This is a genomic window from Phytopseudomonas punonensis, assembly GCF_900142655.1.
GTDB classification, from domain to species: Bacteria; Pseudomonadota; Gammaproteobacteria; order Pseudomonadales; family Pseudomonadaceae; genus Aquipseudomonas; species Aquipseudomonas punonensis.
On the sequence record NZ_FRBQ01000001.1, the window covers coordinates 83,199 to 109,614 of the forward strand.

Consider the following 26,416-nt stretch of genomic DNA (forward strand, 5'->3'; position numbering starts at 1 on the left):
AAGACCCTAGCTTAACGGGACAAACCTTATTTGGCTTGATCTGCGGCAACCGCTTTCTTGGCATCAGCCAGCTTGGTGGTGCCCTTGTCAGCCGGTTTGTCGGCAGCTTTGGCAACTGCTTTTTTGGCAGCAGGTTTGGCGGCCGGCTTTGCCGCGGCCTTCGGCTTGGCGGAAGCTTTTGCTACCGTTTTGGCTGCGGGTTTGGCGGTAGCCTTGGCAGCCGGTTTCTCGGCTGGCTTGTCGGCTGCTGCAACAGCCGTGGCGGCAGCAGGTGCCGGCTCTGGCGTGCTGTATTTGGCGATCAGGGCCTGCAGCGTGTCCTGGCGGGTCAGGAGGATTTCCACACGGCGGTTCAGCTCACGACCGTTGACACTGTCGTTGGCGGCGCGCGGCATATCCGGGCCCATGCCTTTGACCATCAGGCGGTCCTGCTTGAGGCCGCTGAGGCGGAAGATGGCGGTGAACGCACGGGCACGCTCAAGGCTCAGTGCGCGGTTGGTGTCCAGCGCGCCGCTGCTGTCGGCGTGGCCGAGTACCAGAACGCCAACCTTGCTGTCTTTTTCCAGCACCTTGGCGACACGGGTGATCGGGCTGAGGGTGACAGGCAGCAGCATGCCCGGACGATCAGGGTTGAACGAACCCTTTACCGGCGCGGTGACCACCAGCAGGTTCTCACGACGTTCCATTTCGAAGTTGCTGTCCTTGATCGCTTCGCGCACCAGCGGCTCGTATTCGTCGAGCCAGGCTTGAGTGACCTCAGGCGGCGGCATCGGAACCGGCTTGGGATCTTCCTTCTTCTCGAACAGGGAGCAACCTGTCAGCAGTACGCAAAGCGCCAGCGCGCAAGTCTTATAGGAAAGCATCGGTTCATCCACTATCTAATCGGTCGAAGTCACCCGGGCAACCCGGAATCAGCAGCTAAAAGCGTTATTGCGCAAGAGTTTAAGCGCGCTTCTTAAAAACACTCGCATAAGATACCCGCAAGTTTCTGTGCCCGCGGATCCATTAAGACGAACGGCCCCAGGTTATTCGTAACGAAACCCACAGCCACATCGCGCTCCGGGTCGGCAAATCCGGTGGTACCACCCGCACCCGGATGGCCGAACGCACCTGGTCCCATGCCGTAGGTGGCATTGCTCACGGTCGGTTGATCGAGCATACAGCCGAGGCCGAAACGCGTGGAGGTCAGCAAAGTCTTGTCCTCACCGACACTGTGTTCGCGGGTGAGTTCAGCGAGCAGCTCGCTGTCGAGCAGGTTGCCATCGAGCAGGCCAGTGTAGAAACCGGCCAGGCTGCGGGCATTGCCATGGCCATTGGCTGCTGGCTGCTGCATGCGCCGCCACTCGGGTTTGTTGGTGCTGGTCATGATCGAGGGCGGATTGGTGAATGCCCGAGTGGTCATCGCCAAGGCGTCGCTCATCATGGTCTTGAGCATGCGCTGCGCTGCCGCATCACCCAAGTTGCCCTTGCCACGACTAATGGTCGCCACGCGGTGAAACTCTTCATCGGCCAGGCCGACATGAAAATCCAGCCCCAACGGTTTGGCAGTACGCGCGACGATCGACTCACCTGGACCACGCCCCTCGACCCGCCGCAACAACTCACCCACCAACCAGCCGTAGGTGATCGGCGCGTAACCGTGCCCCTCGCCCAACGCCCACCAGGGCGCTTCGGCAGCCAGGGCAGCGGTCATGGTTTGCCAGTCGTACAACGCTTCGGCAGGCAGATTCGCGCGGATCGCCGGCAGCCCGGCCTGATGGCTGAGCAGATGCCGCAGGGTGATGCGCTCCTTGCCCGCAGCGGCGAACTCCGGCCAGTAACGCGCGACCGGCTCATCCAGTTCGAGCTTGCCCTCGCCCACCAACTGCAAGGCGGTGACGGCCGTGAACGGTTTGGTACAGGAGAACAGATTGAGGATGGTATCGCTGTGCCAGGCCTCTTGACCGTCCTTGTCGGCGACGCCGGCCCAGATATCCACTACGGTTTCACCGCCGACCTGCACGCAAAGCGCTGCGCCGCGCTCCTGAGGATCATCGAACAAGGCAGCGAACGCGTCTTTCACTGCTTCGAACTTGAGGTCGAAGTAACCTTGAATCTGCACAAAGGGCTCCTGCGAAGAAAGCGCCAGACTGGGCTGGCGCGTGATGATTACGGTTTGGCTGGCGCAGCGGGCTCGGCGGCTGGCGCCGCAGCTGCATCCTGAGCGGAAGCCGGCGCGGCCTCAGGTTCAGGCGTTGCCTCTGGCTCTGCTTCTGCAGCGGGCTCTGGCTGTTTGGCGGCTTGCTCAAGCACCAGCGGCGGCACAGTCAGGTTGGCCCTGCGCACAGCGCTGACGAAACCATCCCACGGCCTGTCGGTGATGGCCACCAGCCCCAGGTGACCATTCTCGCCGTCAAGCAGGCGGCCGGTAACCGGCTGATCGAGGTACTGGAACCAGTGCACGCCAACGATCTGCGGCTCTTCCAGGGCTTTCTTGAGGAAGTTGGCATAGGCTGGGCCGCGCTCTTCTTCCTTGTACACCTCGGCGACGCCACCCCAGAACGGGCCGCGGTCACGGGAGCCGAAATGGAATTCGGTGACCATCAGCGGCTTGTCCAGCTTGCGCAAGACCTCGAAGTCATAGCCCTGCTGCGGCTCACGGGTATAGAAGTTGAAACTCAGCACGTCGCAGTACTGGGCGCACGCCTCGACCGCCTCGGGAATACTGGCCGAGAAGCGGCCACCGAGCAGCAGGTGGTTCGGCGTATGCCATTCGAGCGAGTCGTCGATGGTCTTGAAGTAGGTATCGGCGAACAGGCGCAGGAAGCGCTTCATGTCGTTTTCGATGGCCGGGTAAGCCGGGTTGATCGGCGGCGCCTGGAACCCTGGATCCTCCATCAGCTCCCAGGCCTTGAGGTCGATCCCCCAGGCCTTGGACAGCCCTTCCTGGTTGCGGTACTTGTCGCGCAGCTGCTTGAGGAACGCACGCTTGGCCGGCACATCGGTGGTCAGGCGCAAGGTCGCATAGGCCAACGCATAGCGCGACAGCGGATCATCGGCCGGCCCGGCCCAGGCCAGCTCGTTGTCGGCGTAGTAGCCAATCACCCACGGGTCGTCACGATGGCCGCGGGTAGCGATGGCGATGGCACGTTCGGCGGCCATGGCGAAACGCGGATCGAACGGGTCAGGCATGCCGCCCCACCAGTCCACCCCAGTGCTGATGGTCGCGTAGTCACCGTGGATCGACAGCGGAATGCTGTAGGGCATGCGCTTGTCTTCGGCGAAATTGTTGTCGCTCCAGTTACCCAGGGTATTGAAGCCCCAGGCCTGCAGGCGATTCTGCGCACGCTCGCGCCAGGCTTTCGGATCCTGAGCGCCATAAGTCCGCTGCAGGTTGGCGGAGTAAAAGTCGTACCAACGGCCGCTGTCGAACGCGCGCCCACGGTTGGCACCGGTTTCCGACTGGTTGTCGCTGCTGCCATAGAACGCCGCCAGCGGTTCGCCTTCGGCAGGCAACGCGCTGAACATGATCTCGCGCCCTTCGATGTAAGTCTGGCTCTCGGTACCGACTACGGTGTTCACGCCAAGCGAATAAAAAGGATTGCCTTCCGGAGTGACCAGAAACCAGCGATCGCCACGCTTTTCGGTGCGAAAGAAACCGCTGGCCTTGAACGACGGCCCGCCGATCCAGCCGCCGTAGCTGTCCTGCCGCGGGCGGTCGGCCTGCCAGGCTTGCAGCTGCTTGTCTTCCTGAGCGACGCCCTGGCGCAGTTGTTCGTCGTTCTTGATCTTGCCCGTCCAGTCGCGGCGGGTGAACTGGCCATAGCCGTCGACGATGCCACGATAGGGCTGTTCCAGGTCACCGCTGCCGCGCACGCCAAAGCGGCCCAGCAGTAGGTGTTGGGCGACTTGGGGATTGGGAATCGAGATCGTTACGGCGGTGACGTTCTTGACATCAATTTCGCCGTTCACGGTTTCTGCCAATAGCAGCAGACGCCCGTCATAACGCCACGGCATTGGCACACCAGCGCGCATGCCCTGGGCGCGCGGCGACGTGGCGCCAAGGGGAACCAGCAGGGTTTGTGCCGGGCCGGCAGGCAGCGCGATCTGACTGGTCAGGCGCTTGCCATCGGCGCTTTCGATGGTCACATCCAGGGTCAGCGCCCAGTCCATGGCGTTCTGCACGCGCAGGCTCATGGCGCTTGATTGCGACCAATCCCAGCTGCCGCTCTGCGGCGTGAGGCGCAGGGTCGGACGCTCGCCCGGGTTGAAGCTCACCCGGCGCAGGATCTCGCCCTGAGCAGCACTTTCTGCGGTGACGCTCGGCAGGTAGGCGTTATCACCCGAAACCTGCACGGCATCCATCGGCCGCACGAAGTTGAACAGTTCCTGACGATCAGCAGCGCTGCCCAAGGCCGGCAGGCCAAGCAGCGTGACGAGCGCCAAACGCCTCATCGCCAGCGGGTGTCGAGGACGGGCTGCAGCGATGCACAGTGACAGAACTTTGGAAACCAGACCCTCGGATGCGTGCATATCGCACTGCCCCGAACGGTCGGCCGACAGCAGCCAGGTGTTAACCTTCAAGACCCCTACTCCCCGCAACTCGACGTCGAATATGTGTGCCCGCGACAGTCCCGTCACGAGCCTTTTGCCACGCATGCTGCGCGCAGGCGCAATAGTGCGACAGATGGGGGCTCCACCGCAAAGCCCGCATGTCTGATGACGGGCAACTAGCAGCTTTTTTCTATATCAGCGCTGTTCGGATCGAAGGCCGACTCAGCCGATTTCCCGGCGAAATGGCGGCAGCGCATTGAGAATCGCCTTGCCATAACGCTGGGTGACCACCCGCCGGTCCAGCAGCGTGATGGTGCCGCGGTCCTCTTCGGTACGCAGCAACCGCCCACAGGCTTGCACCAGGCGCAGCGAAGCATCGGGCACGGAGATTTCCATGAATGGATTACCGCCGCGCGCTTCGATCCACTCAGCCAGGGCCGCTTCGACCGGATCGTCCGGCACGGCAAAGGGAATCTTGGCAATCACCACATGCTCGCAATAGGCGCCTGGCAGGTCGACGCCCTCGGCAAAGCTGGCCAGCCCAAACAGCACGCTTTCCTCGCCACTGTCGACCCGCGCCTTGTGCTTGTTGAGGGTCTCCTGCTTGGAGAGGTTGCCCTGAATGAACACGCGCTTGCGCCAGTCGCGTTCCAGGCCATCGAAAACGTCCTGCATCTGCCGGCGTGAGGAGAACAGTACCAGCGTGCCTCGCGAGCCCTGCACCAACCCCGGCAGCTCGCGAATTATCGCAGCGGTGTGCTCGGCGGCGTTGCGCGGGTCGGCCTTGAGGTCCGGCACGCGTAGCACACCCGCGTCGGCATGATGGAACGGGCTCGGCACCACCGCCGTGGACGCCACTTTCGGCAGCCCGGCGCGCATCCGGTAGCGGTCGAATGTGCCCAGCGCAGTCAGCGTCGCCGAGGTGACCAGCGCGCCATAGGCGACGCTCCACAGATTGCGGCGCAGAGTTTCCGCCGCCAGGATCGGGCTGGCATTGACCTCGATATCGAACAGCGCACCGCTCTCGGCCAGCGTCAGCCAGCGCGCCATCGGCGGGCTGTTTTCCGGGTCTTCGGCGGTGAATGCCAGCCACAGTTCCCAGGTGCCCTGCGCGCGCGCCAGCAGGCTGCCAAACAACGGATACCACTCCTCGGCCTGATGGCTGGCGATACCGATACTGCCCTCGCCGTCCATGGCTTCCTTCAACTTCTCGGTCACGCCGGTGAACAGGTCGTTGAGCTTGGAAAAGCCCTTTTTCAGCTCCAGCCCCAACTCGATCAGATGCTCGGGCACCACGCCGCCAATGAACCTGTGTCGCGGCCGCTCGCGGCCTTCCATGTCTTCGCCAGGCTTGAAGTCGGCAACCTGCTCGCAGGCGCTGAACATGAACTGCTGGTGAGTCTTGAGCTCGCGGGCCAGCTCCGGCACCTGCTCGATCAAGCGACCGAGATCGCCCGGCAGAGGATGCTGAGCCAGCAGCTTGGTGAGGTTCTTGGCGATCTGTTCGAGCCAGTCAGCCGTCGAGCGCAGACGGGTGAAATGGGCGAAGTGACCGATGGCCTTGTCCGGCAGGTGATGACCTTCGTCGAACACATACAGCGTGTCGCGCGGGTCAGGCAGTACTGCACCACCGCCAAGGGCGAGGTCGGCCAGTACCATATCGTGGTTGGTGACGATCACGTCGACCTTGCCCATGCCTTCACGGGCTTTATAGAAGGTGCACTGACCAAAATTCGGGCAATGGCGCCCGGTGCACTGGCTGTGGTCGGTGGTCAACTGCGACCAGCGGCTGTCTTCCAGTTCCTGGGGCCAGCTGTCGCGGTCACCGTCCCACTTGTTGCCCGCCAGTTTCTCGACCATGGTGGTGAATAGCTTCTGGCCTTCTTCGTCCACATCGATGCGAAAGCCTTCTTCCTCGAACAACTGAGCCGTGGAGCTTTGCGCCTGCCCCTCTTGCAGCAATACGTCGAGCTTGGACAGACACAGATAACGACCGCGGCCTTTGGCCAGTGCGAAGCTGAAGCTCAGGCCACTGTTACGCATCAGGTCAGGCAGATCCTTGTGCACGATCTGCTCTTGCAGCGCCACGGTTGCCGTGGCGAGCACCAGGCGCTTGCCGGCCGCCTTGGCGATGGGGATGGTTGCCATGCAATAAGCCACGGTCTTGCCGGTACCGGTGCCGGCCTCGACTGCGACCACTGCGGGATCGCCAAGCCGGTGACCTTCGTCGTCGGTCTTGATGGTGCCCAGTACCTTTGCCACTTCGGCGATCATCAAGCGCTGCCCATAGCGCGGCTTGAGGCCCTTGGATTCGAGAAAACGGGAATAGGCGCCCTGAATCTGGGTCTTGAGTTCGGTACTGAGCATTAAGGATCTTGACTGCGAAAGGGCTGGATATATTTTCAGTATTTGCAAACGGCCGCTATCATAACGCGCCAATCGCCCGCGTGCTGACTCGCTTGCCTCCTCCCGATGAAGAGCACGAATAAGCGCGGCGCCGGGCCAGACCTTTTTTGAAACCGATCACAGCTCATCGACCGCTAAAGACTGGCCTGCAGCATGGGTGCCGCCAAGCCAGCCGTCGACGTGGCCTGCCGGATAACGGAGTGCGTGAATGCCACCTTATTCCCTCGTCTACACCTTGCACCTGCTCGCAGCGCTGGTCTGGGTCGGCGGCATGTTCTTCGCCTGGATGGTGCTGCGCCCGGCTGCCGGAGCGTTGCAGCCGCCGGAGCGGCTAACGCTGTGGCTGGAGGTGTTTCGCCGCTTCTTCGTCTGGGTGTGGGTCGCGGTCGTGCTGCTGCCGGTCAGTGGTATCGGCATGCTGCACATGGGTTTCAGTGGCTTCGATGGTGCACCGCGCTACGTGCACGTGATGATGGGGTTGTACCTGGCGATGCTGGCGTTGTTCCTGCGTATTCAGGCGCTGCAACTACCGGTGATGCGCCGCGCGGTCGAGCAGCAGGACTGGCAGACAGCAGGCGCCACGCTGGGCCGCATCCGCCGCCTGGTCGCCTTCAACCTGCTGATCGGTTTGAGCGTGACGGCGCTTGCCGCAGCGCGTCCGAGCTTCTAAACGAAAAGGGCTTGGTCACAGGCCCTTTGATAATCAGAAACGCACGATATCCAGGCTACCGGCCTGCCCGGCAGGGCCAGGTTGCCCTGCTAAGCCAGGTCGACCGTCAAGGGCTGCGCTGGTGCTGTAAATCCAGCAGCCTTTACTCGCTCCGCCGCTACCGGCACTGCCCGCGCTTCCCGCAGGGCCACCCGCGCCGCCATCCAGGCGGGCCTGCAGATGTTCCACGGGAAAATCGGCCGGGACCTCCAGGCGAACCTGACCACCAGGCGCACCAGGGTGGCCGTCGGTGCCATCCTGACCATTATGCCCAGCGCTGGCCTGCCCCCAAGTGCATCCGCCCGGTTTGCCATCAGCGCCGTCCAGGCCCGCATAGCCAGCTGCGCCGCGCCCACCACGGGCATCGAGTAACCAAGGCTCACTGGTAACCGACTGCATACGAATGACCAGCGTACGCCCCGGCACTGCCTCCCGCTGTGCAGTACCTGGGGCACCCGCTGCGTTGATTTGCGCACCAGAGGCGATCTGGCTAGTGCCGATATCCAGCAGCAGCTTCTCGTTGGAAGGCGCGATGGCGATCTGCGCGTCATGGCCCAAGTACAACTCACCGATATGCAACTCGCTGACACCGGCTGGAATCAGCAGCGTGCCGCTGTCGGCAACAGCCACACGCTCAAGCTGCAAAACGCTGCCCTGCGCTGGCAGGCGGGTGAAGTTATGGGAATCGACTTCGATCACGGCGGCGGCCATCGCAGCCAGAGGGCAGCACAATGCGGCCAGGATAATCAGCTTGCGCATACGACGCCCTCTTCGGTAACGACTGGCTGGACGACGACTTCCGTGCGGGTGAGCGACCAGATATGAAACATGCCGAAAGCCAGCACCTTGGCACGCTCGGCGCCCATGCGTGGCTGAGCCCGCAATACGCTGCTGAACAGCGCCAGTTCGACGAGGTGCAGACCAAACAGCAAAACACCGGCAAGCGCCAGCAACTGCCCGAAAGGTTGCGCATAAGGGGTGATCGGATTGGCCAGCACGACGCACCAGAACAGTGTCGCCAGCAGTTTGCCCAGCCCTGCAATAGTCTTCATTACCCCGCCCCACAAGCTTGTGATTGTGCGGCACATTACTGCGTTTGTAGGTAGGGAACTAGAGGGCGAAATTAAAAACGATGCACATTGCGTGACATCGCGCTCCTGGTCGGCACGGGGCCGACCAGGATACTCACGAACATCGAGTCAGGCTTATGGCCGGGCTTCGACTTCCGCTTCCACGCGACGGTTGATCGCACGGCCTTCTTCGGTGGCGTTATCAGCAACCGGACGGCTTTCACCATAGCCGACTGCGTTCACGCGGGTACCACCCACACCGTACTGGTTGACCAGCACTTCACGCACAGCTTTCGCACGGCGCTCGGACAGCTTCTGGTTGTAGGCGTCGGTACCAACGGAGTCGGTATGGCCTTCAACTACTGTGGTGGTTTGCGGGTATTGCTTCATGAAGTCAGCCAGGCTTTGGATATCGCCCAGGCTTTCCTGCTTGACTTGCGCCTTGTCGAAATCGAACTTCACGTCCAACTCAACACGTACTGCTTCGGCAACCGGCTCAGGTGCAACAGTCTCTTCGACCATAACGGTCTCTTCGACTACTGCAACTTCCTGGGCTTCAGCGCCATGAACCCAGCAATAGGCAGCGGCGAAGCCAGCGCCAATTACCGCACCACCGCCCGCCCAAGCAGAGCTTTCGATGGCACCCAGAGCAGCACCGCTCACACCACCAACAGCGGCACAGGTCGGCCAGTCGGATTTCTGGACGCCAGCGCAGCCCGTCAGAAGGGTGGACGCAATGATCAGGGGTACCGCTTTCCTTGTAATACTCATATGCAAGTCTCCTAATGGAATCGGCGCAAAAACCGACACTCTGGATTAAAGACGCCCGCTTTAGAATCTGCCAGACAGCATTACGACATCACTGCAGGCCGAACAGTTCTAGTTGAATATGAGGATGCGCGGTAGTCTTTTGTGATTGTTTCGAGGTTTCTGATGAGCCATATCACGTCCGCACGCACACCCCAACAATCACTGGCCGCTCTACTGCAACGCTATGCGCCCGCTCGACTGCTTTTGGTCAGCGCCAGCGAACAGCCCGCGGTTAATGCCTTCAAACAGGCACATCCGCAGAGTCTGGTGGCCCACGCCACCCCCGGCTACCTGCCAGAAGAGCTTGCCGGGCAACGTTTCGATCTCGCTGTGATAGTCGATTGTCTCGAGCACCTGGAGCGCCGCGCGGGCCTGCAGTTGCTCGGTGGTATTCGCAATCTGAACGCCAGTCGCATGGCCGTGCTGGTCGATCTGCCAGCTTGCGGCTGGAAAGACACCGACTTCTTCGCGCTTGCGCTGCATGTCAGCGAACGCTTCTCCCGGGATGAGCAGGTGCTGAGCCTGTTCACCTACGACCTGCTCGAATACAAGCAGGCGCCCGACTGGCTGAATGCGAAGTTTTGGGCCAACCCGGAAAACTACGGCAAATACTGGTGGTAAGCACGATGCCTGACGCTATGCCAAGCGGCTGCCCTTGCGGCAGCGGCAACTCCCTGCCCGATTGCTGCGGGCGCTACCACAGCGGTGCCCACGCCCCCTGCGCCACGAGCCTGATGCGCTCGCGCTACAGCGCCTACGTGCTGGGTAATGTCGACTATCTGGTCGCCACGTCATTGCCGGCGCAGCAGGCGAAGCTTGATATAGAAGGTATTCGCGCCTGGAGCCTGCAAAGCACCTGGCTGGGCCTGGAGGTTGAGCATTCGGAATTGCTCGGCGGCCAGCCCGAGCATGCGCGGGTCACGTTCGTGGCGCGCTGGCACGACGCAGGTGGCGAGCACAGCCATCGCGAGCGCTCGGCCTTCGTGCAGAATCAGGGCCGCTGGTACTTTATCGACCCCACCATTGGGCTGCACGTCGGCCGCAATGATCCCTGCCCCTGCGCCAGCGGGCAAAAATTCAAGAAGTGCTGCGCCGGCTATCTATAAAGGCAGCCCCTAAACCAGCTTGAGGTGCGAGGTATCCGGCACCTCAGCCGCGGGCGCTGCCTTGGCCTGGCCCATATCACTGCCCACCGGCGCCAGGCTGAACGACGACAGGTCGAGTGCCGGCGGCGCTATCTGCGCTTTGCCATCCTGCAAATCTGCACCTAACGCAGCGACACCGAAGTCCGGCGCATCCACATTGGCGAAAGCCGCCATGTACTCGTCCCGCGGTGCGACAACCAGGCGGCCTGTAGGTTGAGCGTCAACAGGGCTAGCTGGAGCAGCCACGGGCGGCGGCGCCAGCTCGATCTCCTCGATGACCTGCGCATCGATATCGATTACCTCGACACGCGCTCCGGCGCGCTCCAGCGTGCTGCGGTACTTTTCTGCCGCGGCTTCATCAAGGTTGTTCTTGATCACCACACGGCGCCCAGAAAACAGCAGGGCAATACGCTGGGCGTCGGCCTGGAACAATTTGGCCAGATTGGCCTGTACCACTTCCAACTGAGCACCGGGGACCAGCTCACCGGAAAATGCGATCTCGTATCGCGCCATCTTCTCGTTCCTTCCTGTCGGCTCGCCGCACCTTTTCGGTCACGGCAATAAAACCTAAATGCGTGAGGGCCAGTATGACGCAGCTTTTCGCACGCACACGAGAGTCGGTCGGCATTTTCCCCACGGCAAATCACGCGCGACAGCACTAGGGCAGCCAAGCCGTCTCTTGTTACACTGAGGCCTCGAACGGAGTATGAAATGTTTTCTCAGGCGCAAATGATAAGAATTCTTAGCCTAATGGTATTCCTCGGTCTGGGCTCGGCACTCGGTGGCTGCTCGACCTGGTTTTCCGACAGTTTCAAAGACCCGGACGTCCGCCTCGTGGACGTCAATGTGGTGAAAGCCAAATTGCTCGAGCAGCGCTTTATCCTGCGCTTTCGCATCGACAACCCCAACGAAGTCAGCCTGCCGATACGTGGCCTCAACTACGTGGTGCACCTAAACGACGTGCTGCTTGCAGATGGCGACTCGGAAGTCTGGTTCACCGTCCCTGCCAACGGTCATCTGGAGTTCGACGTACCGGTGCGCACCAACCTGTGGCGTCATGTGCGGCAGGTGGTCAAGTTGCTGGAAGAGCCCGATCAGCCGATTCGCTATCGCCTGCAGGGCGAAGTGAAAACCGGATTATTCTTCGGCCGCCGCGTGCACATGGCGCGCAATGGCGAGATAATTCCCGGCGATTATCTTCCGGAGTAACCCGCATGACCCAGCAACCACACGTTCACGGCCCTGACTGCAACCACGATCACGACCATGATCATCATCACGACCACGGCCATGTGCATGGCCCACACTGCAACCATGCGCCCCAGGAGCCGGTGCGCAACTCCCTGAAGGATGTTGGCCGCAACGACCCTTGCCCATGCGGCAGCGAGAAGAAATTCAAGAAGTGCCATGGGGCTTGATCAAGCTCTGATCCCTCTCGCGATACTGCTCGTCGTTGCTCTTGCACTCTACGCCGTTCATCTCTGGCGCCAGGTCTGGGTCAAACAACGTCAGCAAGCTGAAGTTCGCAGCGCGCAACACCAGCGCCTGCGTGACGATTTGCGGGTGTTGGCCAGTTGCCTGCTCGACGGCCAACTGCCATTGATCGAAGGCGCCATCCGTATAAAGGTGCTGCTCGACAACTACGACAGCGCACTGAGCCTCACACCGCAGGCCCAGGTCTTTCAGCAACTTTACGAGGCGACCGCTCATGTGCCGACTCACGCCGGCTGGAAAGCCCTCAGCCGTGCCGAGCGACGCCAGCACGAAGCGCGTTTTGCCGAGCTGACCGAGGCTTACCAGCAGCAGGCGCACGACGCAGCACGCTGGTTGCTCGACGAGGGATTGGCCGCCCGGCCATAACCCCACGTCGCGGCACTCATCGCGCCTCTTGCCAGGCGCCATGGGGCTCTCTACCTTTAGCGCCATTCGCGCCCGGGCAGCCGCCCACCGCCATCATTTACCCATCAGGAGTCCGCCGCATGCTGCCGCGCGCTTTCCGTCCTCTCGCTACCCTGAGCCTGGCTGGCATCGTTACCGGCATGGTCGCGCTGAGCGGTTGCCAGTCCCTGTTCGACAGCCGTTACCGCAACAGCGTGCATCCCGATCAGGGTTCCTTTCGCGTGCAGGGCCTGGCGCAAACCGCCTCGGTACGCCGCAACCCGCTGGGCATGCCGCTGATCGAGACGCATACCTTCCATGACGCGCTGTTCACCTTGGGCTACGTGCACGCCAGCGACCGCATCAGCCAGATGGTCAGCATGCGCCTGATGGCCGAAGGTCGCCTGGCGGAGATGGCCGGCCCGGGCGCGCTGGAGATGGACCGCTTCATGCGCGCGGCAGATCTCAAGAAGAGCGCCGAGGTGCTCTACAAGAATGCCTCGCCACGAATGAAGGCGTTCTTCGAGGTGTACGCACGCGGCGTCAACGCCTACCTGTTCCGTTACCGCGACAAGTTGCCGATGGACCTGGCCGAGGCTGGCTATCGCCCGCCGTACTGGAAGCCGGAGGATTCGGTGATGATCTTTTGCCTGCTCAACTTCGGCCTTTCGGTGAACCTGCAGGAAGAAATCGCATCGCTGAGCCTGACCCAGAAAGTCGGCGCCGACAAACTCGCCTGGCTGCTGCCGACCTACCCAGACGAGCCGCTGCCGTTCGAGGAAGCCGACAAGCTCAAGGGCCTGTCCCTGGGCGGCACCATCGCCGGTCTGCAGGCGGTGAAGAGCGCCGCTGCGCAAGTCTCCGAGCACCATATGCTCGGCGTCGCAGCCTCGAACAACTGGGCCATCGCCCCGTCGCGCAGCCGCAGCGGCAAGAGCCTGCTGGCCAATGACATGCACCTGCCGATCGGCCTGCCCTCGGTGTGGAGCTTCGTGCAGATTCGCGCACCAAAATTCCAGGCCTCCGGGGTGACCGTCGCCGGCATGCCGGCTGTGGTCGCCGGCTTCAATGGCAAGCTGGCCTGGGGAATGACCATGGTCATGGGCGACAACCAGGATCTGTTCCTTGAGAAGGTCAAACGCGAAGGCAATCGTCTGCTGTATCTGGCCGACGGCAAATGGCAGCCCGCTCACGAGCGCCAGGAAACCTTTTTCATCAAGGGTCAGAAGTCGATCCGCGAAACCGTTTACGAAACCCGCCACGGCCCGCTGCTTAACAGCGTGCTGGGCGAACGCAAACATCCGCTGCAGCCGCTGCAATTGCAGAGCGGCTATGGCCTGGCGCTGAAGACTGCACAGTTCGAGGAAGATGCCAGCCTCGACGCCTTCTTCAATCTATCCCGCGCCCAGTCCGTGGAGCAGGCCTTCGAAGCAACCCGGGAAATCCGCGCCATGTCGCTGAACCTGGTATTCGCCGACGCCAGCAACATCGGCTGGCAGGTCACCGGGCGCTTCCCCAATCGCCGTGAAGGCCAGGGCCTGGTGCCCTCACCCGGCTGGGACAGCCGCTACGAATGGGATGGCTTCGCCGACCCGATGCTCCACCCTTACGATCAGGATCCGCAGCAGGGCTGGCTGGGCAGCGCCAACCAACGCAGCGTGCCGCGCGGCTATGGCATGCAGCTGTCCAACTCCTGGTACGCGCCGGAACGCTACGAGCGTATCGCACAGCTGGCTGGCAGCGGCCGTCACGACACGCCAAGCATGATCGCCATGCAATACGACCAGACCTCGCCCTTCGTGGCCAAGCTGCAGGGCATGTTCGAAGCGCAGAACATGGCCGGGCCGCTGCGCCAGGCCATCGACCGCCTGCCCGAGCCGCAGCGCGGCAAGGCCCGCGAAGCCCTGAGCCGACTGATGGCCTTCGATGGCAAACTGTCGGCCACCTCGGCGGATGCCGCCGTGTATGGCGCCTTCCTGCAACAGAGCGCACGGGAGATCTTCCTCGACGAACTGGGCCCTGACACCTCGCCCGCCTGGAAGGCACTGGTGGACACCGCCAACCTGTCCTACTCGGCGCAGGCCGATCACCTGCTCGGGCGCGAAGACAGCCCCTTCTGGGACGACGTGCGCACCGCGCAGAAGGAAGACAAGCCGGCGATCCTGGCCCGCAGCCTGGCAGCCAGCATCGAGCTGCTCGAACAGCGCTTGGGCAGCGAGCGCACGGCGTGGCAGTGGGGCAAGCTGCACACCTACGAGTGGCTGAGCGGCAGCACGCAGATGGCGCCGCACCTCGGTGCCGGCCAGCGCGCCAGCATCGCGTCGCTCAAGGGCTATCTGGATCGCGGCCCCTACCCGGCCGGCGGTGACCACAGCACACTGAACGTCTCGGCCTACAACTGGGGGCAGGACTTCGATACCTGGCTGATCCCGAGCATGCGCATGATCGTCGACTTCGGCCGCGAAGAGCCGATGATCGGCCTGAACAGCTCCGGGCAGTCCGGCAACCCGGCCAGTCCGCATTACGCCGACGGCATCGACGCCTGGCGCCGCGCCCAGTACGTGAGCTTCCCGATGCTGCAACAGAACCTGGAGAAGACCTACGGGCGCAAACGCCTGCTGCTGACGCCTTGACGCACAACAGCGGTGCGCAGCGCACCAAGAGAAGTCAGCAGGTGCGCTGTCATTAGGGCAAGGCGTCACGGGTAGCCCGCTACGGCGGGCTCTGCCGAGTTGGCACACTCCCTGCTCTTCGCATCTCAGACATAGCGCGCGCCGGCAAACGGCACGCGCCCCCGAACGATCGGGACCGGACAAAGGCGTCCTTGCACTCACGGTGCAGGACGCTTTTTTTTGGCCTCGAGGTCGCCTGGGCTGGTTCCATGGAGGTGAAGGATGAAGCGACTGAAACTGGTGATGATCGGCAACGGCATGGCCGGAGTGCGCACGCTCGAAGAGCTGTTGAAGATCGACCCGGATCTCTATGACATCACCGTGTTCGGCGCCGAACCGCACCCCAACTACAACCGCATCCTGCTCTCGCCGGTACTGGCCGGTGAACAGACCTTCGCTGACATCGTGCTCAACGACCTCGCCTGGTACGCCAACCACGGCATTGAGCTGCGCCTGGGCCGCACCGTGGTGGAGATCGACCGCGTGCGTCGCCGGGTGCTCGCCGATGACGGCAGCAGCGCAGGCTACGACCGCCTGCTGATCGCCACCGGTTCGCGACCGTTCATGCTGCCAATCCCAGGTAATTCGTTGGAGGGTGTGATCGGCTACCGTGACATTGCCGACACCCAGCTGATGCTCGACAGCGTCACCCGGCACCGCCGCGCCGTGGTCATCGGCGGCGGCCTGCTGGGCCTGGAAGCCGCCCACGGCCTCAAGCTGCGCGGCATGGACGTCAGCGTGGTGCACAACGGTGCGACCCTGCTGGAGCGCCAGCTCGATGCCCGCGCCGGGCGCCTGTTGCAAGGCGCCCTGGAGCGCCGCGGCCTGCACTTCGCCCTAGGCAAGCAGACCAGCGAGCTGATCGGCAACGCCGCCGGCCGGGTTGGCGCCGTGCGCTTCAGTGATGGCGAGAGCCTGCCGGCCGACCTGGTGGTGATGGCCGCCGGCATCCGCCCCAATATCGAACTGGCCCAGAACGCAGGCCTGCCCTGCGCTCGCGGCATTCTGGTCAACGACACGCTGCAGAGCTTCGACCCACGGGTGTACGCGGTGGGTGAATGCGTCAGCCACCGGGGCGTCGCCTATGGCCTGGTGGCGCCGCTGTTCGAGCAGGCCCGCGTGTGCGCCAGTCATCTGGCCATGCAGGGCTATCGTCGCTACCTCGGCTCATTGACCTCCACCAAGCTCAAGGTCACCGGCATCGAGCTGTTTTCCGCCGGCGATTTCACAGGCCAGCCGGGCACCCAGAGCATCACCCTGGACGACCCCACCACCGGCAGCTACCGCAAGCTGGTGCTGAAGAACGACGTGCTGGTCGGCGCCTGCCTGTACGGCGACACCGCCGACGGCGCCTGGTACCTGCAACTGATCCGCGAAGGCCGCAATGTGGCCGCCATCCGCGACCTGCTGATGTTCGGCGACGCGGCCGTGGCCAGCCAGACACCGGCTGCGCCTGCCGAACCGCTGCTTCTGCAGGGAGCAGCCTGATGAACAAGCGCGCCACACAGACCACCGCCTCGACCTGCTGCTACTGCGGCGTCGGCTGCGGTGTACTGATCGAACATGACGGCGAGCGGATCCTCGGCGTCAGCGGCGACCCGGCGCACCCGGCCAACTTCGGCAAGCTGTGCAGCAAGGGTGCCTCGCTGCACCTGACCGGCGACCTCGCCGCCCGCGCGCTATATCCCGAACTGCGCCTGGGCAAGGGTCTGGGCCGTACTCGCACCGACTGGAACAGCGCCCTGGATCATGCTGCAGACCGGTTCGCCGACACCATCCGCGAACACGGTCCGGACAGCGTCGCCTTCTACATTTCCGGGCAGTTGCTGACCGAGGACTACTACGCCTTCAACAAGCTGGCCCGCGCCCTGGTCGGCACCAACAACATCGACAGCAATTCGCGCCTGTGCATGTCCTCGGCGGTGGTCGGCTACAAGCGCAGCCTGGGCGCCGATGCGCCGCCCTGCTCCTACGAAGACATGGAACAGGCCGACACGCTGCTGATCATCGGCAGCAACATGGCCTACGCCCACCCGATCCTGTTTCGCCGTCTGGAAGCGGCCAAGGCAGCCAACCCGCAGATGAAGGTGATCGTCGTCGACCCGCGGCGCACCGACACCTGCGAGCTGGCCGACCTGCACCTGGCCATCGCCCCTGGTAGCGATGTGGCGCTGCTGCACGGCGTGTTGCACCTGCTGCTGGAACAGGGGCGGATCGACCACACCTTCATTGCGGCGCATACCGAAGGCTTCGATGCGCTGCAAAGCCTGGTTGCCGAATACGAACCCGCGCGCGTCACCGAGTTGTGCGCCATCAGCGAAGCGGATCTGCGCCGCTGCGCAAGCTGGATCGGCAGCTCGCCGCGTTTTCTGTCGCTGTGGTGCATGGGCGTCAACCAATCCACCGCCGGCACCGCGAAGAACGCCGCGATTATCAACCTGCATCTGGCCACCGGGCAGATTGGCAAGGTCGGCAGCGGCCCCTTCTCGCTGACCGGCCAGCCCAACGCCATGGGCGGAAGGGAGACCGGCAGCCTGTCCAACCTGCTGCCCGGCCACCGTGAAGTTGCCAACCCCGAGCACCGCGCCGAAGTCGCCGCTTACTGGGGCGTCGACAGGCTGCCGGAAATGCCCGGACTCAGCGCCATCGAACTGTTCGACGCGGTGGGCAGCGGCAAGATCAAGGCGCTATGGATAGCCTGCACCAACCCGGCTCAATCGATGCCCGACCAGCACAAGGTTCATCAGGCACTACGCGACTGCCCATTCGTGGTGGTGCAGGAAGCGTTCGCGAACACTGAAACCTGCCGCTATGCCGACCTGCTGCTGCCCGCTGCCAGCTGGGGCGAGAAGGAAGGTACGGTGACCAATTCCGAGCGCCGCATCAGTCGCGTGCGCCGTGCAATAGCCGCACCTGGCGAAGCGCGTGCCGACTGGTCGATCACCTGCGACTTCGCCCGCCGCCTGGAAGCCAGGTTGCCAGCTGCACCTGTCGGCCGTTTCGCCTTCACCCACCCCGAGCAACTGTTCGAGGAATACAAGGTACTGACCCGCCGGCGCGACCTGGACCTGAGTGGGCTCGGCTATGCCCTGCTGGAAGCGCGTGGCCCACAGCAATGGCCATTTCCCGAAGGTGCAAAACAAGGTACGACGCGCCTCTACGGTGATGGCCATTTCCCAAGCGCCAATGGTCGCGCACGCTTTATCACCGAGGCGTATCAGCCACCCAGGGAGCAACGCGATGAACGCTATCCACTGACGCTCAACACCGGTCGCCTGCGTGATCAATGGCATGGCATGAGCCGCACCGGCACCGCAGCGCGGCTGTTCGCCCATGTCGAAGAGCCGCTGCTTGGCCTGCATCCGCAGGACATGGCGCAGCGGCAGCTGGAAGACGGCAGACTGGTCGAAGTGCGCAGCCGTCGCGGCGCGCTGGTGGTACGCGTGCAGACCGATAGCAGCCTGCAACAGGGCCAGGCATTTCTGCCCATGCACTGGGGCGATCGCTTCCTCAAAGGCCTCGGTATCAACGCCCTGACCTTGTCAGCGTTCGATCCGCTGTCGAAACAACCCGAGCTCAAGCATGCAGGGATCGACGTGCAGCCCATCGACCTGCCCTGGACCTTCCACGCGCTGATCGAAGACGATGTGCAGCAACGCCTGGAAGCCCTGCGCCCACTGTGCGAAACCTTTGCCTACGCCAGCTTCGGCCTCGCCGGTCGCGAGACATCAGCACTGCTGATGCGCGCCGCCCACCATCACGCGCCCGCTGCAGCGTTGCTCTCAAGGCTGCACGAACATTTGGGCCTGAACGATGGGCCAGTGATGCGCTACGACGACCCACGCGAAACCCAGGGTTGCCTGCCCATTCACAAACGCGTACGCATCGAGGATGGCCGCCTCACCGGTTTCGCCCTGAGTGGCGAAACCAGGGCACGCAACTGGCTGCGCGAACTCTGGCAGAGCCAGACCTCAATGGATGACGACAGCGGCCGCGCCTTGCGCCGCTGGCTGCTGGCGCCCGTGGAAAGCCCACCCGGTGAAACCCGCGCACGTGCTGGCAAAACCTTGTGCACCTGCATGAACGTCAGCGAAACCGCCGTGCGCGAGGGCATCGAGCGCGGCTGCGACCTGAATGCGCTGAAACAGAATCTCGGTTGCGGCACTCAGTGCGGCTCCTGCGTACCGGAAATCAGGCGCCTGCTGGCGCTACAGACCATCGAAGCCTAGCGAAGACTGGGCGGAACCTAGAGAGAAGGAATACCGTGATGAACCCAAGCGTATGGCTGATCGGCGCCGGCCCCGGCGATCCGGAGCTGCTCACTCTCAAGGCGGTGCGCGCCCTCGGCCTGGCCGATGTGGTGCTGATCGATGATCTGGTCAACCCACAGGTGCTGGAGCACTGCCCCGGCGCCCGGGTGATCCGCGTCGGCAAGCGTGGCGGTTGCCGCTCGACGCCCCAAGCCTTCATCCATCGGCTGATGCTGCGCTATGCGCGCCAGGGCAAGGTCGTCGCGCGCCTGAAGGGCGGTGACCCGTGCATCTTCGGCCGTGGTGGTGAAGAAGCCGACTGGCTGGCGGCGCGCGGCGTGCACTGCGAGATCGTCAACGGCATCACCGCCGGCCTGGCCGCGGCGACCCGCTGCGGTATCTCCCTGACCCTGCGCGGCATCGCCCGCGGGGTCACGCTGGTCACTGCCCATACCCAGGACGGCAGCTCGCCAAACTGGCGGGCGCTGGCCCACAGCGGCACCACGCTGGTGGTGTACATGGGCATTGCCACTCTGGCCGACACCCGCCAACACCTGCTCGACGCCGGCATGGCCGCAGACACCGCGGTAGCGATGATCGAAAACGCCTCGCTGCCCGACCAGCGCGAATGTCGCAGCACACTGCAGGCAATGGCCGACGATGCCCAGGCCTTCAAGCTGAAAAGCCCGGCCATTCTGGTGATCGGCGATGTGGTCGGCGCGGCCACTCTGGCGGCGGAGCAATTGCACCTGCACAGCGCCTGAAGCAGGTGGCTCAGCAGAACTGGACTGCTATTTGCACCGTTCTGGTTCAATACCGCGACCGATAAGACGCTCCCATGCCCGATCACAAAATGCCTCCCACCCTGCGTTTCATGCTCGCCGCCCGCCGCTGCGAGCTGCAAGGCCTGGAAAGCCTGTCCGTGACCTGCGAGCTGGTCACTCGGATCAGCCAGCTGGTGCACCAGCTACAAAAGGAACGGGGCTATTCGAACATCTACCTGGGCAACCAGACGGATCGCTACCTGCACCATCTTGATGCGCACAGCGCCGGTTCCGCCCTCGTGGAGCGCGAGGTGCACGACTTTTTCCTGTCCATGGACACCGCCCAGCACAACGCCGCCGACCGCGCTCGCCTGTTCAACCGTATCGCCTACGTGCTGCACGGCTTCGAAGAACTGCCCGACCTGCGCCGGCGTATCCGTGAACGGCAACTGTCTCCGCGCCAGGCGACTCAGACCTTTACCCGGCTGATCGGCGGTCTCCTGGCAGTGGTGTTCGAAGCGGCTGATACCGCCGTGGATCCGGGCATCACCCGGGTGCTGGTGGCGCTGTTCAACTTCATGCAAGGCAAGGAGCTCGCCGGCCAGGAGCGCGCGGTCGGCGTCGAGGGGTTTTCTCGCGGTTACTTCGATGACGAGCTGCAGGCGCGGCTGCTGCACCTGCAGGAAGGCCAGGAGCGCTGCTTCGATATTTTTGCTGAATTCGCCGACGCCGAGGCCAATGCGCTGTGGCAGCAGATTCTCGGTACCGACACCGTTGCCCAGGTGATCAGCCTGCGCGGCGTCGCCAAGCGCACCTCGGCCGAGGCGCAGGTGGATCCGGGTTTGTGCGAACTGTGGTTCGAGCTCAACACCCTGCGCATCGACGCCATGAAGCAGGTGGAAAGCCACCTGACCCAATGCCTGCTCGAACGCTGCCGGCGCAGCATCGCCGAAGCCCATGCCGACCTGGATAACCACCGCGCGCTGCTCGGCCGCGTGGCACGGATGGATACCGGTAGCGACCAGGCGCTGCTGTTCAGCGTGCACAGCAGCACGCTCGACGTCCCGCCTCAGGACGCCGTAGGTAACCACCTGGCCCGCTCGGTGCTGGATCTTCTCCATGAGCAGAACCAGCGCCTGCAACAGGTCAGTGACGAGCTGCAGGAAACCCGCGAAACGCTCAATGAGCGCAAGCTGATCGAGCGGGCCAAGAAGCTGCTGATGAACGACTACCGCCTCAGCGAGGAAGACGCCTACGCGCGCCTGCGCCAATCGGCCATGGAGCGCAGCATGCGCCTGGTCGACGTCGCCCAGAACCTGCTCACCTTCGCCGCGCGCAAGGCCCAGCAAACCCCGCGGGCGGACAAGGGGCGGCGCAGCTGAGCGAGCTGCGGCTGTCGGCTGAGCATGGCCTTGCCCCGCCTGAAATCTGTTCACGATCGTCGACGTACTGCCATGCGCAATTCGCTGCAACGTGGCGGGAGTGGTCCATTGTGGGAGCGGGCCATGCCCGCGAAAAATCACGGGCCTGGCCCGTTCCCACGGGATAGGGTAAAGGCCGCTTTTGCCTTATCGCCGTAGATCCGTCTGACTACCGCTGCCCCAGCCGCGAACTTGTCATGCACCTATGCCGCGCACTTGAGGAGCATCGCGCCCCGCCGCTGTGCGATAGCGACGGTGGCCCGCGTGCTGCGCGGATGGCCATGAAGTATCGATAACGATCTGAAAAGCCTTCCCGCTCAGTCAGTTAACACATCGGTACCGGCTGTTCTGCGGTCGCCACCTGGCCGTCGATTGGGACGACGCAGTGGCTGGCATGCAACCTGCTAAGTCCCTGACAGGGAGGCAGACTCTGCCCTCCACAATCCGAATTCTGGACAACGGCGTCCACACTCGACGCAGCCCTGCGCTGCCATGAGCGTGACGCCGTTTTTTTATGCGTGCCTTTTGGGGAGAACGAGATGGACGACACGCCACGCGAACAGCAGAACGCCGAACCAAAAACCGGCCTGCCACGCCGCACCTTCCTCAAGCAGTCCATGGGCCTGCTGGGCGGCGGCGCCTTGATGAGCATGCTGCCGGCGGGCCTGAGCAGTGCGGTGTGGGCTGCCGGCAGCGACGGCCTGGAAACCACCAAGGCCAAGCTCGGCTTTATCGCCCTCACCGATGCCGCGCCACTGTTCGTCGCCGAGGAGCTCGGGCTGTTCGCCAAGCACGGCATGACCGACGTGGAAGTGCTCAAGCAATCCTCCTGGGGCACCACCCGCGACAACCTGTTGCTCGGCGCCGGCAGCGGCGGTATCGACGGCGCCCATATCCTCACGCCGATGCCCTATCTGATGGCCGCCGGCAAGATCACCACCAACAACACACCGCTGCCGATGGTCCTGCTGGCGCGCCTGAACCTCAACGGCCAGGGCATCTCGATCAGCAAGGAATATGGGGACCTCAAGCTCGGCAGCGACGCCAGCGCCTTCAAGCAGGCGGTCGCCGCCAAGCAGGCCAAGGGCCAGAAGATCGCGGCGGCGATGACCTTCCCGGGCGGCACCCATGACCTGTGGCTGCGCTACTGGATGGCCGCCGGCGGTATCGAGCCGAACAAGGATCTACCGACTGTGGTCATCCCGCCACCGCAGATGGTCGCCAACATGAAGGTCGGCAGCATGGACGCCTTCTGCGTCGGCGAGCCATGGAACGCCCAACTGATCAACCAGGGCATTGGCTACAGCGCGGTAACCACTGGCGAGCTGTGGGCCAACCACCCGGAAAAGGCCCTGTCGCTGCGCGCCGATTATGTCGATGCCAACCCCAATGCCACCCGCGCAATACTCAAGGCAGTGATGGAAGCGCAGATGTTCTGCGAAGCAGCAGAGAACAAGGAAAAGGTCGCCGAAATCTGCGCCAAACGCCGCTGGATCGGCGCGCCCGCCAAGGATCTGCTGGCCCGTCTGCAAGGCACATTCGACTACGGCAATGGCCGCGTGGTGGAAAACAGCCCGCACCTGATGCGTTTCTGGAGCGAGTTCGCCTCCTACCCCTTCCAGAGCCACGACCTGTGGTTCCTGACCGAAAACAAGCGCTGGGGCTACCTGCCGAAGGATTTCGACAGCCAGGCGCTGATCGACACCGTCAACCGCGAGGACATCTGGCGCCAGGCTGCGGCCGAACTGGGCGTCCCCGCCGCACAGATTCCACAGGGCAAATCCCGCGGTATCGAGACTTTCTTCGACGGCAAGACCTTCGACCCGCAGAACCCGCAAGCCTATCTCGACAGCCTGGCCCTGAAGGCCTAACCGGAGAAACCCCATGAATGCGCCCGTAAAATCGCTGGCCCTACCGGCTGGCGTCATCGCCCCCAGCTGGCTGAAACGCCTGTCGCAAACCCTGATGCAGTCGGTGCTGCCACCGCTGGTGATCACCGCCGCGTTGATGCTGATCTGGCAACTGCTGTGCAGCGGCGCGAATGCCGCCCTGCCGCCGCCCAGCCAGGTGATCGAAGACACCTGGGAGCTGATCATCAACCCGTTCTACGACAACGGCGGCACCGATGTCGGCATGGCCTGGCAGTTGCTCGCCAGCCTCGAACGCGTCGCTTACGGCTATGCCCTGGCGGTGGTGGTGGGTGTGGCCCTGGGCGTGCTGGTCGGCCAGTCGACCTGGGCGATGCGCGGCCTCGATCCGTTGTTCCAGATCCTGCGTACCGTGCCGCCGCTGGCCTGGCTGCCGCTGTCGCTGGCCGGCTTCAAGGACAGCCATCCCTCGGCACTGTTCGTGATCTTCATCACTGCCATCTGGCCGATCATCATCAATACCTCGGTGGGCATCCGCAACATCCCCGAGGACTACCGCAACGTCGCCAAGGTGCTGCGCCTCAATGGCGTGGAGTATTTCCACAAGATCATGCTGCCGGCAGCAGCGCCGTACATTTTCTCCGGGCTGCGCATCGGCGTGGGCCTGTCCTGGCTGGCGATCATCGCCGCAGAGATGTTGATCGGCGGCGTGGGCATCGGTTTCTTCATCTGGGATGCATGGAACGCCTCGCGCATCAGCGACATCATTCTTGCCCTGGTCTACGTCGGCGTGGTCGGTTTCATACTCGATCGCCTGGTGTTGTTCGTCGGCAATCGCATCACCCGCGGCACATCGGCCTGAGGAGACGGACATGAGCAAGCACTACCTGAGCATCGAGCATGTGGAAAAGTACTTCGAGCGTGACGGCGTCAGCTCCCACGTACTGAACCAGATCAACCTCAACGTCGAGCGCGGCGAATACATTTCCATCATCGGTCATTCCGGTTGCGGCAAGTCGACGGTGCTGAATATCGTCGCCGGCCTTACCGACTCCAGCAGCGGCGCGGTGATTCTCGACGGCCGCGAAGTGCGCGGCCCCGGCCCGGATCGCAGCCTGGTGTTCCAGAACCACTCGCTGCTGCCCTGGCTGACCGTGCAGGAGAACGTTGCCCTGGCCGTCGACAAGGTGTTCAAGCGCACCAAGAGCAAGGCCGAGCGCCGCGAATGGACGCTGCATCATCTGGAACTGGTGAGCATGGGCCATGCGCTGCACAAGCGGCCCAGCGAGATTTCCGGCGGCATGAAACAGCGCGTCGGCATCGCCCGGGCGCTGGCCATGGAACCCAAGGTGTTGCTGCTCGACGAGCCGTTTGGCGCGCTCGACGCGCTGACCCGCGCACACCTGCAGGACGAGGTGATGCGCATCCAGAGCGAGCTGCACAACACGGTGATGATGATCACCCACGACGTCGACGAGGCGGTGCTGCTCTCCGACCGCATCGTGATGATGACCAACGGCCCTTCAGCGACCATCGGCGAGATTCTCACCATCGACCTGCCACGGCCACGCGACCGCATCGCCCTGGCGGACGATCCGCGCTACAACGCCTATCGACACGCGGTGCTGAGCTTCCTCCATGAGAAGCAGCGCAAGGTAGAACCACTGGGCACCCGGCGCAGCGCGCCAGCGGCAGAACTCGCTACCGAGCAGCGCGCTCGCGCCTGACACCGGTAGCCGTCAGTCCTTGGCGATACCGGTAATGGTGATGCCATAACGCTCCTCGAGGCGTACCGCGGGCGTCTGCTCCTCGTGGGGCTGCTCCTTCGGTTCGAGAGGTTCGAGATTCTCTTGCGCCCACTCGAGCAACCAGGTGACGGCCTCTTCCAGGCTGGGTTTGTCTTTGGATTTGACCTTGAGGACTTCGGCAGCTTCGTCTCGACTATAGGTGATGATCCATTGGCTCATGGCGAGTCTCCAGCAGGTGGTGGCACGCTGACGCGTACCCTGATAGAAGATGTAGACCTATCGACCGTGAACAGTTCGCCCTATAAATCCGGGGGAACTTCGCTGGCTCATGCCACTCAGAAATTACGCATCGATTGATTTCTCCGGGCGCATGAAGCGCCCATTTTTTTGCCTGAAATTCAGCGTTTCCGGGCCGCCCAGGCCGCAGCTGATAGAGCGCAGGCATAAAAAAACCGGGAATCTCCCGGTTCTTTCCTCAGCGAACCAGTGTGGCCATCAGGCCTTCGGCAGTGTCACGCCAGTCTGGCCCTGATACTTGCCGCCACGATCCTTGTAGGAAACTTCACAAGCCTCGTCCGACTGCAGGAACAGCATTTGCGCCACCCCTTCGTTGGCGTAGATCTTTGCCGGCAGGTTGGTGGTGTTGGAGAACTCCAGGGTCACGTGACCTTCCCATTCCGGCTCCAGCGGCGTGACGTTGACGATGATGCCGCAGCGCGCATAGGTGCTCTTGCCCAGGCAGATGGTCAACACATCGCGCGGAATGCGGAAGAATTCGACGGTACGCGCCAGCGCAAAGGAGTTCGGCGGGATGATGCAGACATCGCTCTTGATGTCGACGAAGCTTTTTTCGTCGAAATTCTTCGGGTCGACGATGGCCGAATGAATATTGGTGAACACCTTGAATTCATCGGCACAACGTACGTCGTAGCCGTAGCTGGAAACCCCGTAGGAAATCACCCGGCTGTCGTCCGCGCCGCGCACCTGGCGCTCGACGTACGGCTCGATCATCCCGTGTTCCTGGGCCATGCGGCGAATCCACTTGTCCGATTTGATGCTCATGGCGGGGCCTTCCTGAAAGTCTTTGCGGTGAAAAGTGCTCGCATCTTACCGGGCTGCAGAGCCGCGTTCAAAGCCTCTTG

Annotated in this window: 24 protein-coding genes; 14 read left to right on the forward strand and 10 right to left on the reverse strand. The window is 63.1% G+C overall.

Annotated elements, in window-relative coordinates; genetic code table 11:
* Positions 1-26 precede the first annotated feature (26 nt).
* The 4 genes from BUC40_RS00385 to dinG form a co-directional block, all read right to left on the reverse strand.
* Positions 27-863, reverse strand: a complete 837-nt coding sequence (locus BUC40_RS00385) for an OmpA family protein (RefSeq protein ID WP_073261474.1) — start codon at positions 861-863, stop codon at positions 27-29.
* A gap of 92 nt (positions 864-955) precedes the next feature.
* Positions 956-2,101 (reverse strand): serine hydrolase domain-containing protein, encoded by a 1,146-nt coding sequence (locus BUC40_RS00390; RefSeq protein WP_073261476.1) that lies wholly within the window; start codon positions 2,099-2,101, stop codon positions 956-958.
* A 47-nt stretch (positions 2,102-2,148) separates the two neighbouring features.
* Positions 2,149-4,434 (reverse strand): beta-agarase, encoded by a 2,286-nt coding sequence (locus BUC40_RS00395; RefSeq protein ID WP_073263804.1) that lies wholly within the window; start codon positions 4,432-4,434, stop codon positions 2,149-2,151.
* 321 nt (positions 4,435-4,755) lie between these two features.
* Positions 4,756-6,900 carry an ATP-dependent DNA helicase DinG gene (dinG, locus tag BUC40_RS00400; protein ID WP_073261478.1) on the reverse strand — a complete coding sequence of 715 codons (2,145 nt, stop codon included), beginning with the start codon at positions 6,898-6,900 and terminating at the stop codon, positions 4,756-4,758.
* A gap of 247 nt (positions 6,901-7,147) precedes the next feature.
* On the opposite strand from dinG, the gene BUC40_RS00405 reads away from it, so the two are divergent.
* A complete protein-coding gene (locus tag BUC40_RS00405) occupies positions 7,148-7,609 on the forward strand; it encodes a CopD family protein (protein ID WP_073261480.1) in 462 nt (153 codons plus the stop codon).
* A gap of 33 nt (positions 7,610-7,642) precedes the next feature.
* Here the strand turns inward: BUC40_RS00405 and BUC40_RS00410 are convergent, their stop codons facing one another.
* The 3 genes from BUC40_RS00410 to BUC40_RS23285 all read right to left on the reverse strand — a co-directional run bounded on the left by BUC40_RS00410 (position 7,643) and on the right by BUC40_RS23285 (position 9,489).
* Positions 7,643-8,407, reverse strand: a complete 765-nt coding sequence (locus BUC40_RS00410) for a collagen-like triple helix repeat-containing protein (protein WP_073261482.1) — start codon at positions 8,405-8,407, stop codon at positions 7,643-7,645.
* Positions 8,395-8,700, reverse strand: a complete 306-nt coding sequence (locus tag BUC40_RS00415) for a DUF1145 domain-containing protein (RefSeq protein WP_073261484.1) — start codon at positions 8,698-8,700, stop codon at positions 8,395-8,397. The genes BUC40_RS00410 and BUC40_RS00415 overlap by 13 nt, the downstream gene beginning before the upstream one ends.
* A 153-nt stretch (positions 8,701-8,853) precedes the next feature.
* Positions 8,854-9,489, reverse strand: coding sequence for an OmpA family protein (locus tag BUC40_RS23285; RefSeq protein WP_073261486.1), 636 nt, complete (start codon positions 9,487-9,489; stop codon positions 8,854-8,856).
* Between the two features lie 162 nt (positions 9,490-9,651).
* On the opposite strand from BUC40_RS23285, the gene BUC40_RS00425 reads away from it, so the two are divergent.
* Entirely contained in the window at positions 9,652-10,149 is a 498-nt protein-coding gene (locus BUC40_RS00425) for a DUF6231 family protein (RefSeq protein WP_073261488.1), read from the forward strand.
* Positions 10,150-10,154: 5 nt separating this feature from the next.
* Entirely contained in the window at positions 10,155-10,634 is a 480-nt protein-coding gene (locus tag BUC40_RS00430) for a YchJ family protein (protein WP_073261490.1), read from the forward strand.
* A gap of 9 nt (positions 10,635-10,643) precedes the next feature.
* Here BUC40_RS00430 and BUC40_RS00435 read toward each other — a convergent pair whose 3' ends face one another.
* A complete protein-coding gene (locus BUC40_RS00435) occupies positions 10,644-11,186 on the reverse strand; it encodes a hypothetical protein (RefSeq protein WP_073261492.1) in 543 nt (180 codons plus the stop codon).
* Positions 11,187-11,384: 198 nt separating this feature from the next.
* On the opposite strand from BUC40_RS00435, the gene BUC40_RS00440 reads away from it, so the two are divergent.
* The 11 genes from BUC40_RS00440 to BUC40_RS00490 all read left to right on the forward strand — a co-directional run bounded on the left by BUC40_RS00440 (position 11,385) and on the right by BUC40_RS00490 (position 25,253).
* Positions 11,385-11,882 carry an LEA/WHy family protein gene (locus BUC40_RS00440; protein ID WP_073261494.1) on the forward strand — a complete coding sequence of 166 codons (498 nt, stop codon included), beginning with the start codon at positions 11,385-11,387 and terminating at the stop codon, positions 11,880-11,882.
* A 5-nt stretch (positions 11,883-11,887) separates the two neighbouring features.
* On the forward strand, positions 11,888-12,091 hold the full coding sequence (locus tag BUC40_RS00445) for an SEC-C metal-binding domain-containing protein (RefSeq protein ID WP_073261496.1): 204 nt from the start codon (positions 11,888-11,890) through the stop codon (positions 12,089-12,091).
* Positions 12,081-12,533, forward strand: a complete 453-nt coding sequence (locus BUC40_RS00450; RefSeq protein WP_073261498.1) for a DUF2489 domain-containing protein — start codon at positions 12,081-12,083, stop codon at positions 12,531-12,533. Before BUC40_RS00445 ends, BUC40_RS00450 begins: the two co-directional genes overlap by 11 nt.
* 179 nt (positions 12,534-12,712) lie before the next feature.
* Complete coding sequence (locus BUC40_RS00455) at positions 12,713-15,184, forward strand: penicillin acylase family protein (RefSeq protein ID WP_425272908.1); 2,472 nt, start codon at positions 12,713-12,715, stop codon at positions 15,182-15,184.
* Positions 15,185-15,445: 261 nt separating this feature from the next.
* Positions 15,446-16,711 (forward strand): NAD(P)/FAD-dependent oxidoreductase, encoded by a 1,266-nt coding sequence (locus BUC40_RS00460; protein WP_073261501.1) that lies wholly within the window; start codon positions 15,446-15,448, stop codon positions 16,709-16,711.
* Positions 16,711-19,452, forward strand: coding sequence for a nitrate reductase (locus BUC40_RS00465; protein ID WP_073261503.1), 2,742 nt, complete (start codon positions 16,711-16,713; stop codon positions 19,450-19,452). Before BUC40_RS00460 ends, BUC40_RS00465 begins: the two co-directional genes overlap by 1 nt.
* A 38-nt stretch (positions 19,453-19,490) precedes the next feature.
* Positions 19,491-20,237, forward strand: a complete 747-nt coding sequence (gene cobA, locus BUC40_RS00470) for a uroporphyrinogen-III C-methyltransferase (RefSeq protein ID WP_073261505.1) — start codon at positions 19,491-19,493, stop codon at positions 20,235-20,237.
* A 74-nt stretch (positions 20,238-20,311) separates the two neighbouring features.
* Positions 20,312-21,619 carry a nitrate regulatory protein gene (locus BUC40_RS00475; RefSeq protein WP_073261507.1) on the forward strand — a complete coding sequence of 436 codons (1,308 nt, stop codon included), beginning with the start codon at positions 20,312-20,314 and terminating at the stop codon, positions 21,617-21,619.
* 578 nt (positions 21,620-22,197) lie between these two features.
* Entirely contained in the window at positions 22,198-23,529 is a 1,332-nt protein-coding gene (locus BUC40_RS00480) for a CmpA/NrtA family ABC transporter substrate-binding protein (RefSeq protein WP_073261509.1), read from the forward strand.
* A gap of 13 nt (positions 23,530-23,542) precedes the next feature.
* The gene (gene ntrB / locus BUC40_RS00485) at positions 23,543-24,388 is read left to right on the forward strand and encodes a nitrate ABC transporter permease (RefSeq protein WP_073261511.1); all 846 of its coding nucleotides are present in this window, start codon (positions 23,543-23,545) and stop codon (positions 24,386-24,388) included.
* A 10-nt stretch (positions 24,389-24,398) separates the two neighbouring features.
* Positions 24,399-25,253: an ABC transporter ATP-binding protein gene (locus BUC40_RS00490; RefSeq protein ID WP_073261513.1), complete on the forward strand. Its 855-nt coding sequence runs from the start codon at positions 24,399-24,401 to the stop codon at positions 25,251-25,253.
* A gap of 12 nt (positions 25,254-25,265) precedes the next feature.
* Here BUC40_RS00490 and BUC40_RS00495 read toward each other — a convergent pair whose 3' ends face one another.
* Positions 25,266-25,493: a hypothetical protein gene (locus BUC40_RS00495; RefSeq protein WP_073261515.1), complete on the reverse strand. Its 228-nt coding sequence runs from the start codon at positions 25,491-25,493 to the stop codon at positions 25,266-25,268.
* Positions 25,494-25,769: 276 nt separating this feature from the next.
* Positions 25,770-26,336 (reverse strand): dCTP deaminase, encoded by a 567-nt coding sequence (dcd, locus tag BUC40_RS00500; RefSeq protein ID WP_073261517.1) that lies wholly within the window; start codon positions 26,334-26,336, stop codon positions 25,770-25,772.
* Between the last annotated feature and the right edge of the window lie 80 nt (positions 26,337-26,416).

Bases quoted from the DNA above. Each gene is read 5' to 3' on its own strand.
- BUC40_RS00415 (WP_073261484.1), bottom strand. From the start codon at position 8,700: ATGAAGACTATTGCAGGGCTGGGCAAACTGCTGGCGACACTGTTCTGG.
- BUC40_RS00460 (WP_073261501.1), top strand. From the start codon at position 15,446: ATGAAGCGACTGAAACTGGTGATGATCGGCAACGGCATGGCCGGAGTG.
- dcd (WP_073261517.1), bottom strand. From the start codon at position 26,336: ATGAGCATCAAATCGGACAAGTGGATTCGCCGCATGGCCCAGGAACAC.
- BUC40_RS00490 (WP_073261513.1), top strand. From the start codon at position 24,399: ATGAGCAAGCACTACCTGAGCATCGAGCATGTGGAAAAGTACTTCGAG.
- dinG (WP_073261478.1), bottom strand. From the start codon at position 6,900: ATGCTCAGTACCGAACTCAAGACCCAGATTCAGGGCGCCTATTCCCGT.
- BUC40_RS00410 (WP_073261482.1), bottom strand. From the start codon at position 8,407: ATGCGCAAGCTGATTATCCTGGCCGCATTGTGCTGCCCTCTGGCTGCG.
- BUC40_RS00405 (WP_073261480.1), top strand. From the start codon at position 7,148: ATGCCACCTTATTCCCTCGTCTACACCTTGCACCTGCTCGCAGCGCTG.
- BUC40_RS00475 (WP_073261507.1), top strand. From the start codon at position 20,312: ATGCCCGATCACAAAATGCCTCCCACCCTGCGTTTCATGCTCGCCGCC.
- BUC40_RS00495 (WP_073261515.1), bottom strand. From the start codon at position 25,493: ATGAGCCAATGGATCATCACCTATAGTCGAGACGAAGCTGCCGAAGTC.
- BUC40_RS00465 (WP_073261503.1), top strand. From the start codon at position 16,711: ATGAACAAGCGCGCCACACAGACCACCGCCTCGACCTGCTGCTACTGC.
- BUC40_RS00395 (WP_073263804.1), bottom strand. From the start codon at position 4,434: ATGAGGCGTTTGGCGCTCGTCACGCTGCTTGGCCTGCCGGCCTTGGGC.
- BUC40_RS00430 (WP_073261490.1), top strand. From the start codon at position 10,155: ATGCCTGACGCTATGCCAAGCGGCTGCCCTTGCGGCAGCGGCAACTCC.
- ntrB (WP_073261511.1), top strand. From the start codon at position 23,543: ATGAATGCGCCCGTAAAATCGCTGGCCCTACCGGCTGGCGTCATCGCC.
- BUC40_RS00435 (WP_073261492.1), bottom strand. From the start codon at position 11,186: ATGGCGCGATACGAGATCGCATTTTCCGGTGAGCTGGTCCCCGGTGCT.
- cobA (WP_073261505.1), top strand. From the start codon at position 19,491: ATGAACCCAAGCGTATGGCTGATCGGCGCCGGCCCCGGCGATCCGGAG.
- BUC40_RS00455 (WP_425272908.1), top strand. From the start codon at position 12,713: ATGGTCGCGCTGAGCGGTTGCCAGTCCCTGTTCGACAGCCGTTACCGC.
- BUC40_RS23285 (WP_073261486.1), bottom strand. From the start codon at position 9,489: ATGAGTATTACAAGGAAAGCGGTACCCCTGATCATTGCGTCCACCCTT.
- BUC40_RS00385 (WP_073261474.1), bottom strand. From the start codon at position 863: ATGCTTTCCTATAAGACTTGCGCGCTGGCGCTTTGCGTACTGCTGACA.
- BUC40_RS00425 (WP_073261488.1), top strand. From the start codon at position 9,652: ATGAGCCATATCACGTCCGCACGCACACCCCAACAATCACTGGCCGCT.
- BUC40_RS00450 (WP_073261498.1), top strand. From the start codon at position 12,081: ATGGGGCTTGATCAAGCTCTGATCCCTCTCGCGATACTGCTCGTCGTT.
- BUC40_RS00445 (WP_073261496.1), top strand. From the start codon at position 11,888: ATGACCCAGCAACCACACGTTCACGGCCCTGACTGCAACCACGATCAC.
- BUC40_RS00440 (WP_073261494.1), top strand. From the start codon at position 11,385: ATGTTTTCTCAGGCGCAAATGATAAGAATTCTTAGCCTAATGGTATTC.
- BUC40_RS00480 (WP_073261509.1), top strand. From the start codon at position 22,198: ATGGACGACACGCCACGCGAACAGCAGAACGCCGAACCAAAAACCGGC.